We start from the raw sequence: 15,293 nt of genomic DNA on the forward strand, positions 1-15,293 counted from the left end.
CTGTGCCATTGGTGTTTAGGACCGGATATGTTCTTCTGCCAAAGAAGAGTCAGCCGTTTTATCTTTATCTGCTGCGTGTAAATCCTGATGTTGAGAAGCATCTGCCTTGATCAAGCCGGGATGACCAACATAAGGACGATCACTGCGCGAGCGGCCTCGGGTAAGTCGGAAGCCAATCAAGAACAGCACAAGCTGAACAGCCAGTATGTAGGGAGACGCTTCCGGTCCGATCCATTGAAACAGGGCGACAGCGGCGATTACCAAGCACAACAGGCTTGTTGGAAAATGGGATGCCGTCACGTCCAGATCATTTTGCCTGCGAAGGGTCATCAGTCGATATACATACAGTAGGGCGATCAGGCCTGAAACGAATCTCATCCATGCATACCCTTTGAGCCATGAGGCAGATTGTGCAATATCGGGCAGACTAACATCGACATGGCTGGAGGCTATCAGTTCCATAACCAGCCTTGTAACCAACCAGACGATTCCTGCCAGCGCCAACGGACCAGCTGCTGGGCGTAATAGCTTCCACAATGCTGTTCCCCAGCCCGGAGCATGAGATTCCAGCAGAACAAGACGCCGTTCCTCAATGAGTTTGTTCATTTCACGCTCCAGTGATTTGAGAAGCAATTCTCTGCGGAACGTATCACATTCCCGAAGGGATGCTTGAACCTGCTCTTGAAGGTGAGGGGTCAAATAGGGAGTAGCTTTGGCTTCCTGAAGAGCGTGGATGAGTCCGTTCTGGTACTGCCTTTCGCTGTTATTGAACCCGTTCTGGGTAGCGGTTTGGAGACAACCAGCTAATCGTCCATAGATACGCAGCGATTCCTGTAATTCTTCCAGCCGCTGCTGACGCGAATTTCGAAGCTGGGCTGCACTGTGAACATACAGCCATACCAGCAAAGACAACGCCAGCAGGAAGGCAATCAGACCGGGTGAGATATATGCGGCTAACGCCGCGAAGTCCGTCGGGGACACCCGCAATCCCTCCTTCCATTGTTCTTTCTACACTATTGCACAGACCACACAGGCATTTCAAGGGCTTGTATATCTCTGACCAGGATATATGAAGTATTTTCTGGTAAAATAGACAAGATTACAAGCAGGAAGAGGAGATTCGGCATGAATAAAAATATAGAAAATGCAACAGAACATCATGAGACATCGAATCACCTGTATGAGCTTCTTCGTGTAGATTACGCCATTCCATCCGTCGAGGAATATCGGGCTTTGCGCAAGGAAGCTGGTTTGTCGCAAATTACAGAAGAAGCGGCAGCCAAGGGCCTGCCGAATAGTTTATTTGCTGTGACATTGCGGCTAGGACAGGAATTGATCGGGATGGGCCGGGTGAGCGGTGATGGCGGTGTCTTTTTTCTGGTTACGGATATTGCAGTCAAGCCTTCCCATCAGGGGAAGGGTTATGGGCGTAAGCTTATGGAAGAGATTATGGAGTATTTAAGACGGGAGGTTCCGGCGGGCAGCTTTGCAACGCTGATTGCGGATAAACCAGCCGATCAATTGTATGCACAGTTCGGCTTCCAGTTGGTTAGCCCGAGGTCAGAAGGGATGTACTGGCGACAGCCGGGAGGACTGTAAACTGAGATCCTGTACGAGTTTGAGTTGAACATAAAACGGATAAATAACAGTAAGAAAATTATAGACAGGAAGAAGGCAGTGAATATGAAGGTTATTATTTTCGGGGCAACAGGGACAATCGGCAAAGCGTTAGTAAAGGAAGCTATTAAGCGTAAGTATCAGGTGACGGCGGCGGTGCGCGATCCGCAACGTATGACGGAGCAAAGTGAATATTTGACGGTAGTTCAAGCAGATATTCTAAATCCGAATTCCGTTACGGATGTTGCTAAAGGGCACGATGCTATCATTAGCGCGTACGGTCCCAAGTTTGGAGAAGAGGAAGAACTGCTCGAAGCGACTCGTTCTTTGCTGGAAGGAACCCGGCGTTCCGGCGTGCAGCGCATACTTGTTGTGGGCGGAGCGGGAAGCTTGAAAACAGAAAACGGTGAACGACTCATGGATACCGCCGAGTTTCCAGAGGAAGTGAAGCCACTGGCGGCTGCCCATGCAGATGCACTAGAGCTGTACCGCGTTGCGGATGTAGACTGGACCTATTGTAGTCCTGCCGGAATAATTGAATCGGGAAAACGTACAGGACAGTTCCGTATTGGTTTGGATCATTTGGTGGTTGACGAATTAGGCCATAGCCGTATCTCAGTCGAAGATTATGCGGTAGCCCTGATTGATGAGTTAGTAGAAGGGGAATTTGTCAATTCCCGTTTTACGGTTGGATATTAATAAGCAGGGATAGCCATACGGGAGGCGAAAAGCATGTATATGGTGACCGCCGAAGAAATGCGAGAATTGGATCGCTATACAATTGACAAGCTGGGTATTCCGGCCCTTACCTTGATGGAAAATGCCGGGCGCGCGGTAGCTGACGAGGTGTTGAAGCTATGTGCCGAAAGAAGTGGGAAAAGCCATGGCGACGGCTTCTCAGTAGGCACTGCTGATCTAACACGTGAAAATGATCGTGCTGAAGTGTTGGGGTCGCAGTGGATAGAAGAGATTACACAGACAGGTCCGGGGGATATACCGGGACATGGCGGTGTTATACGGACAGAGACGTGGAATCAAGGACGACATGACTTACGGGAACGAGAACACTGGTATATCCTCATAGGCAAAGGCAACAACGGTGGTGACGGACTGGTGGCAGCCCGTCATCTGACCGATGCAGGGCTGCGCGTCACCGTTGTGTACGTCGAGCCGCCAGACACGCTACGCGGTGAAGCGGCTGCGCAACGCGATATCATCGCGGCTCTGGGTATCCCGGTGATCCTCTATGGCCGGGATACCCTCGACCTGCGCGGTGCCTCCGGCATCGTCGATGCCCTGCTAGGTACGGGCACGCAAGGCCCGCCGCGCGAACCCTACGCCTCGCTGATCCGCGAGGCCAATGCCAGCGGCGTGCCGCTCGTGTCGGTAGACGTGCCTAGCGGCCTCGACGCCGACACAGGTGCGCTGCACGAGCCATGCATTCGTGCGCGCGTCACCGTATGCCTCGCCTACTTGAAGCGTGGGCTCGTCCAATATCCGGGCGCCGGGACCACAGGCGATGTGGTGGTACGCTACATCGGTATTCCACCCGGCCTTGCCCGTGAGTGCGGCGTGCAGCTGCGGCTCTTGACCCGTGACACGCTGCGCGCTGCACTGGACGTGGATGTAAGCCGCAGCCGCGTGCCGGACGGGCACAAGGGCACCTACGGCCATGTTCTCGTCGCGGCCGGAAGCCTGCGCATGAGCGGGGCGGGCTTGCTGGCCGCACGTGCCGCCCTGCGCATCGGCAGCGGCCTTGTCACGTGGGCAGTGCCCGAGGCGTTGTTGCCGCGCGTCATTGGAGCCGCGCCGGAACTGATGCTCGCTGCCGCAGCAGCAGGCGGAGACGGCGAATGGAATGCCGACTCCGCAGACGAGTTGCTACAGCTCGCGCAGGCACGTGATGTGCTGGCCGTCGGCCCCGGCCTCGGTCGCTTTGCAGGGGACACTGGCTGGCTGCGCCGCCTGTGGGAGGAATACGGCGGTCCGCTTGTGCTTGATGCGGACGCCTTGAACATCCTCGCCTCGGCGGGGCCTGAGCTGGAGGCTTGGAAGCCGAGAAGTGCGGCGGTCGTACTAACGCCGCACCCCGGTGAAATGGCTCGTCTGCTGGGCATACCGACAGCAGAGGTGAAGCGTGACCGCATCACCCATGCCCGGGAGTACTCCCGAACACGTGGGGTCACGCTGGTGCTCAAAGGAGCGCGCACTGTCATCGCTTGTCCTGACGGAACAGCCTACGTCAATACCACAGGCCATGCTGGGATGGCGACAGGCGGTGCGGGCGATGTGCTGACAGGCATCATCGCAGGTTTGCTGGCCCAGGGCTTGAATGCTTCGCAGGCAGCAGCCTTTGGCGTGTATTTGCATGGTGCGGCTGGAGAAACAGCCGCACGTCATCGCCAGCATCCTGCCTCTGTGATAGCTGGTGACATTATTGAAGCCCTATAGGCCATAGCAGCAGTGGCAGGAGGAAGGCCAGCATGATCTGTAATCCATATTCACGGTTCAGCCAGTACCTTCCTCCATAATACAGCAGTGTAATCCCTGCACCTGCTATGCCGTTGCTCCATGCAATGCCCGTTCCGGCAGGCGACATCAAAGAACCTAGCAGGAGAAAGACGCTGAATCCTGCAGCGAGGTATAGGGTGAGCTGCTCGGGCTTGCGAAGCCAGGGTAAAAGATCGCGTAGCGCATCAGCGGCAAGAGCGGCAGGAAGGGCAAAACCATAGGCCCACAGCTGCGCGGTCAGTTCACCACTATTGCCTGCTATAGTCAGAGGAATCCCTGTTATTTCCTCTGTCAGATAGCAGTAGATCCATAAGAGACCAAAAACTAATCCTCCACAGGCCAGTTTATTCAGCGCATAACAACCAAGCTCCATCCGCCAAGGCATTTTGGAATTAAATTCATTCCAAGGCTGTCTCATGTTGCGACTCCTCCTCTTATCACACTCGGTATTCACAACCAATCAAGGAATTTATTTTCAATTACAATCCGCTTACCGTTTACGACATTTCAGTTTACGTTAGCTGTGTATCATGTTCCTAAGCAAAATAAAGATTGCGGATAGCCGCGGTACGGAAAGGCGGGGATTGCATGATACAGGCGGTTATTTTTAATCTCGAAAGTACATTGTTAGACCCCGGAGGACGAGGCTTAACCCAGGGAATGCGTGACATTTTCAGATGGAAAGGTATACAGGTAACTGAAGAACAGGTATCTCATGGGCGAGGAATGCCGATCCGGGATCATATTGCGAATGTGCTGGGACTTTCAGAGGTTCGGAAAAAATGGCTGGAGTGCTTTGGTGCGCATCCTGGCAGAGCGGATATTGAGCATATTTATCTTGAGCTTGTCCCTGTTCTCCGCTCCTTGATCCAAGGGGCTGAGCCTGCTATCGGTATAGACAGGGCGCTGCAGGAGTTGCAGGATCGTCGCATTCAGTCAGGCGCCACTGCATCCTGTCCGATGGAAATGCTCAGTCACAAGTTTACGCCTGCACAGTCACCCTATACGTTGGATTGTATGGTAGCCCCTTGTGAAGTTTCGCAGGGGAGGCCTTATCCGTGGATGATCTATGAAATTGCACATCGCTTGCAGGTATTCCCACTTAGCGATATTGTGAAAGTAGGAGATACAGTAGCCGATATGCAAGAGGGACGGAACGCCGGTGTATGGACGATTGGTGTGTTGAACCATAACGAAAGCGTGACGACCGCAGCTCAAACGACCAGCCATGAAGCGGATGACAGAGTGGCTGAGGAACGGCGCAGACAGAGTGTATATGGTTTGAAAAGGGCAGGAGCCCACATCGTGATGAACTCGGTCGCTGACTTGCCGCGTATTTTGCGTGAAATCGAAATGCTCCAGCATACGGGAGGCTATCCTTCTTATACGAAACAGGTGAAAACAGCCGCGCTACCTCCATCATAAGAACAGGTATGAGTCTGGAGTGCTTGAATACACACTTCTAGGTTATATGTATGCACCTACTCGGATAAAGGTGAACTCTGCTTGGCTTTCAAAACATAAAAATGGAGCACTCGCTACGTTTGCGAATGCTCCATTTTAGTTTACTCCTTTTTGTCTGTTGAACTGAAGAATTTATGCGATCTGAATAACTTGAACACCCCAGGCTAATCCTGCGCCGAAGCCAGCCAGGACGACAATATCACCAGCTTGAATTCGCTGCTGTTCCATAGCTTCCGCGAGCGCAATGGGAATAGAAGCAGCTGACGTATTTCCGTATTTTTCGATATTTATAAAGAACTTATCCAGTGGAATTTTCAACTTAACTGCCGCATGTTCAATGATTCGGATATTGGCCTGATGCGGAATGATCAAAGCAATATCATCTATGCTTAATCTTAATTCCTCCATAACTTTAGTCAGCATAGATTCCAGAATGCGCACCCCAAACTTGAAAACCTCTCGTCCATGCATTGTAATAGGCCCTGTGACGGGGGAGATCAGCATGTCTGCTCCACGTTCTTCCGAGCCAAGCAAGGAAAAAGACGAGAAAGCACCGGGATGAGATTGAAGGACAACAGCACCTGCTCCATCTCCAAATAAAACGGCGGTATTACGGTCCTGCCAATCTACGATTTTGGAGAACTTGTCTGCTCCAATCACCAGGACGTTGTGGTATGCACCCGCCTTCATCATGTCACTGCTGATCGAGAGGGCATATACAAAACCGGAGCAGGCTGCCGATAAGTCGAATGCAGGTGCGCGGCTTCCTAGCTTTTGCTTGACCAACATGGCCGTGGAAGGGAAAGCATAGTCAGGGGTGGACGTTGCCACTACAATAAGATCCACATCTTCCGATGATAATTGAGCACGGTGTAAAGCATGAGTTGCAGCCAGGACGGCAAGATCAGAGGTTTCTGCGGATGCTTCTGCGATATATCGCTGACGGATACCTGTTCGCTGAGTGATCCATTCATCGGATGTATCCAGAGATGCGGCTAATTCCAAATTGGTGAATAGTGATGCCGGTACATAGAATCCTGCACCCGTAATAGTAATGCCGTTGGGCTTGAGAGCTGATTGCATGAACGTTTCCCTCCAATAAAATAATCACACAAAAGACCGTAAAGACCAAAAAAACCAAAAAACGATATGGATAAAAATATAACACAAGCCAATTAAAAAGGAAATATGTAAAAGAGCAGCCCGCTGTGTGAGAATCAATAATCATTATGAGGCTTGCTTATATGGGTATTCAGTGCTAATATTTAGACACAAAAAACCCAAAAACGAATTCATAGAGAATTACACAGGGAGGTTACAACGCTATCGTGTCACTTACTAAACGCCGACTGCAATTTTTGCATACATTAGTGGAACTGTACCAAAAAACAAAACTACCTATTCATTATGAGGCCTTGGCTAAATCATTAGGGGTTAGTAAGTGGACGGCCTATGACATGCTGAAAGAAATTGAAAAGCTCGGGTTTATTACGCGCAGCTATGAGGTGAATACCAAGGTAACCGGACGTTCACAGGTTGTATTTGTACCTACAGATAAAGCTTCGGATTTGTTCAACCAGTCCCGGAATGAATTAGTGGATCTGGTGGATTGGAAAAATACCGTCGAGAATATCTCGGGACTGCTCAAGGATTTGAACAATACAGGTCCCAATGAGGCGGTCCGAAAAATTTGGGCTGAAATTCCTGAAGCCAGTGTCAGAATCAATTTTTGCGCCTATATTATAGGGCTGCTTTTGATGTACTTGAAGAAGCTGGGAGGTAAAAGAGGTCCCTGGATTCAGCGGATTGTCCTTACAGCGCCAAGCAAGGAAATGGGCATGACCATGTTTGTTGGCACTGTGTTGGGTATGGCCTTACAAACGATGAACGATGAACTAGGCCTTGAAATTACGGAGCTGGTTTCCCGTTTTCTGCAATCCATTTCGGATCTTTCTGACGAGGAAAAAGGGTTGCTTTCCGATTTTCTAAGCGAGGCTTTTCATTTTTGAATATGACAGGAATGAGTCATTTGTGAGGAGAGGAAGCTGGCCTCCTTACGTTTAGTTTTTGGGTCTTTTGTGTGTTTGGACGCATGCAGTAAATACATGTAAAGGGGTTGCGTATATGCCGAAGGTAGGATTGGTTTTGGGTGGGGGAGCAGTCAGAGGACTTGCTCATTTGGGGGTACTGAGAGCGTTCGAAAGACACGGGATTCAGGTCGATTGTATCGTCGGTACGAGTATGGGCGGCATTGTTGGCGGACTTTATGCGGCGGGTGTTCCTACGGATGCTCTATTGGATTGTATTAAAAAGACACCTAAATACCGCCTGTTGGATATCGGCATACGCCATCGTGGTTTAATTGGCGGTAACAGCATGAATACGGTGGTGAATGAGCTACTGCAGCAGTATGGACAGCATACGCAGAAGATTGAGGATCTTCTTATCCGTTTTGAAGCTGTTTCTGTCGATTTACTGGAAGGCAAGCAATTCATTTTTGAACAAGGTGATTTGGTGACAGCACTACGGGCTACGATGGCGTTTCCTGGCTTATTCGCTCCTGTGATGCATGAAGGCAAGATGCTGGTCGACGGAGGGGTATTAAACAATTTGCCTGTAGAAGAGATGAGTCGGGAAGCAGATTGTTTAGTAATTGCTGTTGATGTGGCACGGGGACATGAAAAGAAGCCGCCGCGAAATATGGTGGAAGTTGTATACCGCTCTTACAGCTTGATGACCGCCGAACGAAAGCATAATAGTCTCCGGCTAGCAGACGTTGTTATTCGCCCTGAAGTCGGACATATTGCGGCGTTTGATTTTACAAAATGGCCTGAATGCGTCGAGGCTGGCGAGGAAGCGGCTGAATGCATCATGGATGAACTGAAGCCGCAAATAGCCAATCATGGGCAATCAGCACAGATGCATGTTTAGTATGTAAAGAAAAGAAGTGCCTCTTAGTCGACACGCACGCATAGATCATCTGCCACTGATCCGCTCCAGACACATCTTGTATTCATCTGTTGAAAATGCAAATGACCCGTAAAAGAAACGCTTTTTCAAAGGTTCATCTTACGAGTCACAATTCATCATGCATGGGTAATCCCTTTTTTACTATTCAGCGTTTTTCACCCGGAACTGGTCAGCATGTCGCTGCAGATTGTTTGATAGTGTGGTCAGATTGCGGGCTACTTCGGATAGTTCTTTTACCGCTAGGGCCTGCTTCTGAGCGCTTGCTGATACATCTTCGGTCATTCCGGCAGTCTGCTGTGCCGCGCTGGCTGTGTGATTTAAATGTTGATCTACGCTGTGACGTACCTCTTGCATCTCTGCCGTCAATTGAGCCAGATGTGCAGCTAACTCCTGAACTTCCTGTGAAACCTGGGTGACTTTGTCAACAGACTGTAGACATACAGAAATTTGGGTTTCTTGTTGATTGACGGTCTTTATGTTTTCATCAAATTGATCACCCATTTGCTCAATTTGCTCAACAAAGCTTTTTAAGATTTCGTCGATTTCACGAATCGATATGGCGGATTGTTGGGCAAGTTGTCCCATTTCATGAGCGACCACAGAAAAACCCTTGCCAGCTTCGCCTGCACGTGAGGCTTCAATAGATGCATTAAAGGACAAAATCTGCGTCTGCTTTACGATGCCCTGTACCTGCTGACCGATGTTAGCCGCCTCGCGGGATTTTTCGGTTAACGCGTGTGACATGCACTGCATCTGCTTGATACGCAAGGCGCTTTCTCGTCCTTTCTCTAATAACAGTTCATGCTCACTGGCTACCTGATTACGAACCTCATTGAGATGATGGGCCGTATCCGTAAATTGTTGCACATGGCTTCCGACTTCATCCAGCGTTTGTCCTAATCGGTCAGATTGTTGAACCGATTCCACTGCTTGATCCGCTTGGTTAATAGAGACATCGGCAATTTGCTGGAGTGTGCGGGACAGTTCCTCAGTTTGGTGGAGTGTCCCCTCCGTTGTCACGACGATATTCTCTGATGCATGCTGGAGTGTGCTAGAACTGCTTTGAATATCCACAATCATATTGGACATGGCTTCCACCATTTTGTTTGTCAATTTGCTGATTTCGCCTAACTGATCATATGTTACTTGCGACGATGTAACCGTAAGGTTGCCGTCGGCTACTTGCTCCAGTGTATTTTTAATAAATCTCACCTGACGCAGTATCCGCCGGGTTACCATCATCATAGCGGCAATTGAGATGATCAGAATGATGGAGATAACAGGGATAACTAATCGGTAGGCCTCGGGCAAGGTATGTTCGTATACTTCAGTCACAGAGGACAGGGATCTGTCGATTCCCAAATAACCAATGATGGTTCCATCTGTATCCTTAATGGGAGTGAAGGAGGAAAACATCGTCCCCCACTCAGGATCCGTTGTAATATCAGTAGTTACCGTTTCCCCTTGTTTTAATTTCTCTTCCGTTTCTTTAAGGGTAAAACTTACAGGAGTTCCGAATGGACTGTAGTCTTTGTCGTCCCATGCGGCTCCATCCACTGTAATTTTCCATTCATCTCCAACCCGGTTGTACATATAGATGTACAGAATTCCAGTTTGCAGTCTGAGCGTATTTAACTCGTTCCGAAGCTGCTTATACTCGCTGCTTTGCTCAGATGAATCAGTGTTTAAGCTCTTGACTGCAGATTTGTCCAATGACTGGGCCGTGTTCTTTGCCAGCGTTTCATTGTTTAGCTGCATGGTTGATAGAGAAGCATTTTGGATAGATTGATTGGTCGTCCACAGAACAATGACGCCAATCACTATTAAAGGAATGAGCAAGATGAAGTAGAGTTTGGATTGTAATCCCATTCTTTTTTTAACGCTGCTTTTCATAATATGCTCCTTACTATATTTTTTTCACCTTCATATATATCGTGTACAAATAGGAAAATATGAATAGTTATTTAGATGTTTCATGATTTTTTTGCGTATTTGCGTAAATTCTCATGAAAAAAGCCTTAGCCCGGTAAGTACCGAGCTAAGGCTGTATCTTATGAGTTACAAATCGTCAAATCCGTTGTCATCTCCGACCTTGCCATAATTGCGTGATTTTGCTTCAAAAAAGTCCGTTTTTGTCGCATTCAGCGCTTCATCTGAGAATGGCTTGATCCAAGGCATACAGTTTACATCTACGCCTTCGTACGCTTTGTCCATACCAAGCAGTCTCAGGCGCATATTTGCCATGTATTTGATGTAATCGCTCAGCTCGTTCAAGTCGATGCCGCGAACCTCTTTGAGCGTATAATGCGCCCAATTCGTTTCCAACTCCACAGCTCGGTCAATCATACGATAGACATAGTCCGTATTTTCCTTGGTATTCAACTCAGGGAAATCGGACAATAGCTGCTTGAACACTTCGGCGAAGAAGTAGCAATGCTGATTTTCATCACGCTGAATATACGAGATCATTTGGCTGGTTGCCATCATTTTCTGATCACGGGCCAAATTGTAGAAGAAAGCAAATGTGCTGTAAAAGAAAATGCCTTCCAAAATCAAATCGGCTACCATCGCTTGGAAAAAGGTTTGTGGGTTCTGCTCATCGCGGAACTCCTGATAAATATCCGAGATGAATGTGTTACGCTCCAGCAGGACAGGATCGTTTTTCCAGTATTCAAAAATTTCCTTCTGTTCCTGATCTGACACCAAAGAAGACAGAACGTAGGAGTAGGACTGGTTATGCACCACTTCCTGCTGCCCGATAATCGCTGAAATAGCTTCCAGTGACGAGTCGGTAAAATAGCGTTTTACATCCCCGACAAACATCGTTTGCATCGAATCCAACACAGCCAGCAGGCCGATGTTAATTTTGAAGGTGCGCTGTTCTTCGGCATCCAGCACAGGGAACTGGGACGCGTCCTTGGACATCGGAATTTCATCTGGAATCCAGTGGTTCAGCAGTAGCACTTTATACAATTTGTACATATGCGGCATCCGAATATCGTTCCAATTCAAAATACCGGAGCTTTCGCCTTCAATAATACGGGTAGAGCGATTTGGCGCTTCCGTGTTAAAAATTTTCTGTAACTGCATGAGAGCTTCTCTCCTTTAGTTTAGGATGCGCAGCTATCACATTCTTCAATCGTCAGTGCGCGGCTGCGTACATAATAGGTCGATTTCATACCTGATTTCCAGGCATGGATGTGCAGCTCTAAAAATTCAGTTGCTTTAATATCAGGCCGTACATACAGGTTAAAGCTTTGGCCCTGGTCAATATGACGCTGACGTGCAGAAGCCATGTTGATCGAAGCGTGTTGATCCAGCAAGAAAGCCGTCTTGTAGTACCAGATGGTTTTTTCGTTCAAATCCGGTGCAGGGTTAGCAATCTTGTAAGTTGTTTTCTCTTCATAGGAAAGCAGCTCGTACAATGGATCAATGCTGGCGGTAGAGCCTGCAATAATAGACGTGGACCCGTTAGGCGCGATGGCGAACAGCCATGCGTTGCGGACACCATTTTGTTTGACTTCTTCTGCAAGCTCGCTCCACTCGGACGTAGTGACAAATTTGCCTTCACGTGTACCATCCGTATAGCCACGGGAAGTGAAATAGTGCCCAGTAGACCAGTCAGAACCCTCGAATTTGGCATAACGGCCTTTTTCTTTCGCTAGCTCCATGCTGGATTTGACTGCCAGGTAGTTAATTTTTTCATACAAATGATCATTATAGGTTACCGCTTCATCGGATTCCCAACGGATACCTTCCAGTGCGAGTAGATGATGCAGTCCAAATGTACCCAGACCGACAGCGCGATATTGGCTGTTCGTATATTGTGCTTGCAGTACTTCAATGTTGTTGATATCAATAACATTATCCAGCATACGTACCTGAATCGGTACGAGGCGATCCAGCACACCTGCCGGAACCGCACGAGCCAGATGGATGGAGTTCAGGTTGCACACCACAAAGTCGCCAGGAATTTTGGAAATAACGATGCGTGTTTGTCCGTCCTTGGTGACCAATTCTTCTTTTTCTACTACAGTTGCAGATTGGTTTTGCATAATTTCCGTACACAGGTTGGAGGAATACACCATACCATGGGCACGGTTCGGGTTCGCCCGGTTTACCGTATCACGGTAGAACATGTAAGGTGTACCTGTTTCCAGTTGTGACTTCATCAGGCGCTTCATAATGTCGATGGCAGGCACTGTAATACGAGAGAGAATGGGATGCTGCGACGCCTCTTCGTATTTCTCGCGGAAGGTACCTGAACCGAAGGTTTCATCATAGAAATCTTCCAGTCCCAGTGGACGACCGTTGTCATCTTTCCAGCCCATCACCTTCTTCACTTCATGCGGACAGAACAGATTCCATTCGCCCCGTGCTTCGACCCGCTCCATGAACAGATCAGGCAGACATACGCCATGGAACACGTCATGTGCACGCATCCGCTCGTCACCGTTGTTCAGCTTCAGGTCAAGAAACGCGAGGATGTCCTTGTGGAATACGTCCAGATATACGGCAATTGCACCTTTGCGAGTACCCAATTGGTCTACGCTAACAGCTGTATTGTTCAACTGGCGAATCCACGGAATGACACCGGAACTTGTATTTTTATGTCCACGGATATCGGAGCCACGCGCCCGTACTTTACCGAGGTACACGCCGATGCCGCCGCCCATTTTGCTAAGACGGGCTACATCCGTATTGGAGTCGAAAATGCCTTCCAGCGAGTCGTCTACGGTGTCGATAAAGCAGCTGGAGAGCTGTCCGGCCACCTTTTTTCCGGCATTGGACATGGTTGGTGTAGCTGCTGTCATGTACATGTTGCTCATCGCCCAGTATGCTTCCTTGACCAGATCCATACGCTTGTCAGCAGGCTCTTGGTGCATCAGGTACATCGCGATGATCATGTAGCGTTCCTGCGGCAGTTCCATTACGCGTCCGTCAAAATCATTGGCCAAATAGCGCTCAGACAGCGTTAACAACCCGATATAATCGAACAGCAGATCATTTTTCGGAAATATGGAATCGCCCAACTCATCAATCTGCTCCTTGGTATAGTAGTCGAGCAGTTCTTGACGGTAAATTCCTTTTTGGACCAAATCCGTGATCAGTGGATAAAAAGCACCGTAAGGCTCGTCCGCATAGGATTTATAACGGCGGTGAGTGGCCGCTTTTTTATACAAGGAAGTGAGCAAAGCACGTGCAGCGGCAAATTTCCAGTCCGGTTCTTCCTTACTAACCAGTTCAAGGGCAGCCATCGCAAACGCGTTGCTGATGTCATCCCCCGTGACTTCGTCCCGGCGCAGCTTGCTAGTTACACCGCGAATGAGACGATCTTTATCCAGCTTGTCTAGCCCGCTGAGTACACGGTCGGCATATACGGAAATGCGTATTTCATCAAAAGCCAACTGGCGATTGTTTGGTTTGGTTACGAGTTGTGGCATAGGATTAATTCCTCGCTTTCCTGATTTGGAATCATACTTGGGAATAGGCATGAAAATGATCATGATGAGAAGATAATGGCGAAAAAAGCGATGGTCAGACAGCATTTGGGGGCTGTATGTAATCCAATAACATAGAAATAGCGATGCACCTGCCAATGAAGGGGGAAAAGATGGTTCCCGTACGATTTATCGGCTACATCACTATATTTAGACGTGTTATGAATATTTAACCCAACATATTGTGTGTATAAACTTAAAATTTCAAATAAGTGCAAGGAGTATTATAGCAACATTCGAAGCCATACGTAAAGGAAAAGGAATGGAAAATCAAAATATGCAGAGAAGTCGCGGGCTGTATTTGAATTGAGGCAGTTTGAACGGTACAATGAATGATAGAGTGTTTCCTACAGAAACAAGCAGCATACATATGAACTTTTTTTATGAAATAGGGTTACTCGCTCTATCGGACTGAGATTTTAGATTTTTAAAGAAGCGACGATTTTAAATTAAAGGAGGAACTTGGCGATGGCTATTGCAGAAGTGACAGTGATCCCGATTGGAACGGGGAGTACAAGCCTGAGCGACTACGTTGCCCAGATGCAAAAAGTGTTGAAGACGCAAAAAGGAATTACCTATGAGCTTACCTCTATGAGTACGATTATTGAAGGTTCGTTGGACGATGTGTTCACCGCCATTGCTGCGCTGCACGAAGCGCCATTCCTGTCTGGAGCTAAGCGTGTTTCCACTTCGGTCAAAATTGATGATCGCCGTGACAAGCCTTCCTCCAGTCACCAAAAGCTCCGTTCCGTCGCAGAGAAACTATCTGGCACCGCGACAGGAAATGTTACCGAACTAAATCCAAATCCTAGTTGATAAAGTTGATGTAAGTGATTGATTTTTATGTAACTAAGAGTATAATAGTTTTTGTTGTCAGTTACACTGACCTGCTGGTGTAGCTCAGGGGTAGAGCAACGCACTCGTAATGCGTAGGCCGGGGGTTCAATTCCCTTCACCAGCATAGCTATCAACTCAAGCACAGCGTGACTTCCAAGCTTTTTGGAGGGCGTGCTTTTTTGTGATTCTGGGCAATCTTCTAACAATCTTCTAACCTTTAGTATAGTAAAGTGGTTTTTTCAGTGTTCATGAGTTCCCTGTTATGAGCGTGTCTTAGATCATAGAAACGAATCCGCGGAAAGTCAGGGTGCTCTTTTACGATTGTGTCTAAAATACGATAGTAATGTCGTGATTCGGTGCAGTGATTGCTTATATTCTGGCTGAGGCTTATGT

The 15,293-nt window shown here is 48.3% G+C and carries 13 protein-coding genes and 1 tRNA gene; 8 read left to right on the top strand and 6 right to left on the bottom strand.

All coding sequences use genetic code 11. The features are described from left to right. Positions 1-15 precede the first annotated feature (15 nt). Positions 16-981 carry a hypothetical protein gene (locus MHI21_RS02605; RefSeq protein WP_342419375.1) on the bottom strand — a complete coding sequence of 322 codons (966 nt, stop codon included), beginning with the start codon at positions 979-981 and terminating at the stop codon, positions 16-18. 144 nt (positions 982-1,125) lie between these two features. Between MHI21_RS02605 and MHI21_RS02610 the strand changes: the two genes are divergently transcribed. The 3 genes from MHI21_RS02610 (at position 1,126) to MHI21_RS02620 (ending at position 4,068) form a co-directional block, all read left to right on the top strand. Then, on the top strand, positions 1,126-1,599 hold the full coding sequence (locus MHI21_RS02610) for a GNAT family N-acetyltransferase (protein WP_209949289.1): 474 nt from the start codon (positions 1,126-1,128) through the stop codon (positions 1,597-1,599). A gap of 84 nt (positions 1,600-1,683) precedes the next feature. Beyond that, positions 1,684-2,316 (top strand): NAD(P)-dependent oxidoreductase, encoded by a 633-nt coding sequence (locus MHI21_RS02615; RefSeq protein ID WP_209949291.1) that lies wholly within the window; start codon positions 1,684-1,686, stop codon positions 2,314-2,316. Positions 2,317-2,349: 33 nt separating this feature from the next. Further along, complete coding sequence (locus MHI21_RS02620) at positions 2,350-4,068, top strand: NAD(P)H-hydrate dehydratase (RefSeq protein ID WP_342419376.1); 1,719 nt, start codon at positions 2,350-2,352, stop codon at positions 4,066-4,068. Here MHI21_RS02620 and MHI21_RS02625 read toward each other — a convergent pair. Further along, positions 4,052-4,546, bottom strand: a complete 495-nt coding sequence (locus tag MHI21_RS02625; RefSeq protein ID WP_209949295.1) for a hypothetical protein — start codon at positions 4,544-4,546, stop codon at positions 4,052-4,054. The genes MHI21_RS02620 and MHI21_RS02625 overlap by 17 nt on opposite strands. A 170-nt stretch (positions 4,547-4,716) precedes the next feature. On the opposite strand from MHI21_RS02625, the gene MHI21_RS02630 reads away from it, so the two are divergent. After that, positions 4,717-5,553: an HAD hydrolase-like protein gene (locus tag MHI21_RS02630; protein ID WP_023986748.1), complete on the top strand. Its 837-nt coding sequence runs from the start codon at positions 4,717-4,719 to the stop codon at positions 5,551-5,553. Between the two features lie 171 nt (positions 5,554-5,724). On the opposite strand, the gene MHI21_RS02635 is transcribed toward MHI21_RS02630, so the two are convergent. Further along, positions 5,725-6,675 (bottom strand): beta-ketoacyl-ACP synthase III, encoded by a 951-nt coding sequence (locus tag MHI21_RS02635; RefSeq protein ID WP_025723691.1) that lies wholly within the window; start codon positions 6,673-6,675, stop codon positions 5,725-5,727. Positions 6,676-6,920: 245 nt separating this feature from the next. On the opposite strand from MHI21_RS02635, the gene MHI21_RS02640 reads away from it, so the two are divergent. After that, the gene (locus tag MHI21_RS02640) at positions 6,921-7,601 is read left to right on the top strand and encodes an Lrp/AsnC family transcriptional regulator (RefSeq protein WP_209949297.1); all 681 of its coding nucleotides are present in this window, start codon (positions 6,921-6,923) and stop codon (positions 7,599-7,601) included. A 115-nt stretch (positions 7,602-7,716) separates the two neighbouring features. Next, positions 7,717-8,523, top strand: a complete 807-nt coding sequence (locus MHI21_RS02645) for a patatin-like phospholipase family protein (protein ID WP_025723693.1) — start codon at positions 7,717-7,719, stop codon at positions 8,521-8,523. Positions 8,524-8,703: 180 nt separating this feature from the next. Here the strand turns inward: MHI21_RS02645 and MHI21_RS02650 are convergent, their stop codons facing one another. The 3 genes from MHI21_RS02650 to MHI21_RS02660 all read right to left on the bottom strand — a co-directional run bounded on the left by MHI21_RS02650 (position 8,704) and on the right by MHI21_RS02660 (position 14,006). After that, positions 8,704-10,455 (bottom strand): methyl-accepting chemotaxis protein, encoded by a 1,752-nt coding sequence (locus MHI21_RS02650; protein ID WP_342419377.1) that lies wholly within the window; start codon positions 10,453-10,455, stop codon positions 8,704-8,706. Between the two features lie 165 nt (positions 10,456-10,620). Further along, a complete protein-coding gene (locus tag MHI21_RS02655; RefSeq protein ID WP_029517885.1) occupies positions 10,621-11,652 on the bottom strand; it encodes a ribonucleotide-diphosphate reductase subunit beta in 1,032 nt (343 codons plus the stop codon). 20 nt (positions 11,653-11,672) lie between these two features. After that, positions 11,673-14,006 carry a ribonucleoside-diphosphate reductase subunit alpha gene (locus tag MHI21_RS02660; protein ID WP_342419378.1) on the bottom strand — a complete coding sequence of 778 codons (2,334 nt, stop codon included), beginning with the start codon at positions 14,004-14,006 and terminating at the stop codon, positions 11,673-11,675. Positions 14,007-14,531: 525 nt separating this feature from the next. Here MHI21_RS02660 and MHI21_RS02665 point away from each other — a divergent pair. Together MHI21_RS02665 and MHI21_RS02670 are read left to right on the top strand one after the other, a co-directional pair. Next, the gene (locus MHI21_RS02665; RefSeq protein WP_013308518.1) at positions 14,532-14,879 is read left to right on the top strand and encodes an MTH1187 family thiamine-binding protein; all 348 of its coding nucleotides are present in this window, start codon (positions 14,532-14,534) and stop codon (positions 14,877-14,879) included. 73 nt (positions 14,880-14,952) lie between these two features. After that, positions 14,953-15,024: transfer RNA gene (locus MHI21_RS02670), tRNA-Thr, on the top strand. Positions 15,025-15,293: the final 269 nt, after the last annotated feature.

It is taken from the genome of Paenibacillus sp. FSL H8-0168 (assembly GCF_038592955.1).
Classification (GTDB): domain Bacteria; phylum Bacillota; class Bacilli; order Paenibacillales; family Paenibacillaceae; genus Paenibacillus; species Paenibacillus polymyxa_B.

Excerpts from the sequence above, each read along its gene's own strand:
- MHI21_RS02650 (WP_342419377.1), bottom strand. The coding sequence starts at position 10,455 with ATGAAAAGCAGCGTTAAAAAAAGAATGGGATTACAATCCAAACTCTAC.
- MHI21_RS02610 (WP_209949289.1), top strand. The coding sequence starts at position 1,126 with ATGAATAAAAATATAGAAAATGCAACAGAACATCATGAGACATCGAAT.
- MHI21_RS02625 (WP_209949295.1), bottom strand. The coding sequence starts at position 4,546 with ATGAGACAGCCTTGGAATGAATTTAATTCCAAAATGCCTTGGCGGATG.
- MHI21_RS02615 (WP_209949291.1), top strand. The coding sequence starts at position 1,684 with ATGAAGGTTATTATTTTCGGGGCAACAGGGACAATCGGCAAAGCGTTA.
- MHI21_RS02645 (WP_025723693.1), top strand. The coding sequence starts at position 7,717 with ATGCCGAAGGTAGGATTGGTTTTGGGTGGGGGAGCAGTCAGAGGACTT.
- MHI21_RS02620 (WP_342419376.1), top strand. The coding sequence starts at position 2,350 with ATGTATATGGTGACCGCCGAAGAAATGCGAGAATTGGATCGCTATACA.
- MHI21_RS02655 (WP_029517885.1), bottom strand. The coding sequence starts at position 11,652 with ATGCAGTTACAGAAAATTTTTAACACGGAAGCGCCAAATCGCTCTACC.
- MHI21_RS02660 (WP_342419378.1), bottom strand. The coding sequence starts at position 14,006 with ATGCCACAACTCGTAACCAAACCAAACAATCGCCAGTTGGCTTTTGAT.
- MHI21_RS02635 (WP_025723691.1), bottom strand. The coding sequence starts at position 6,675 with ATGCAATCAGCTCTCAAGCCCAACGGCATTACTATTACGGGTGCAGGA.
- MHI21_RS02665 (WP_013308518.1), top strand. The coding sequence starts at position 14,532 with ATGGCTATTGCAGAAGTGACAGTGATCCCGATTGGAACGGGGAGTACA.
- MHI21_RS02630 (WP_023986748.1), top strand. The coding sequence starts at position 4,717 with ATGATACAGGCGGTTATTTTTAATCTCGAAAGTACATTGTTAGACCCC.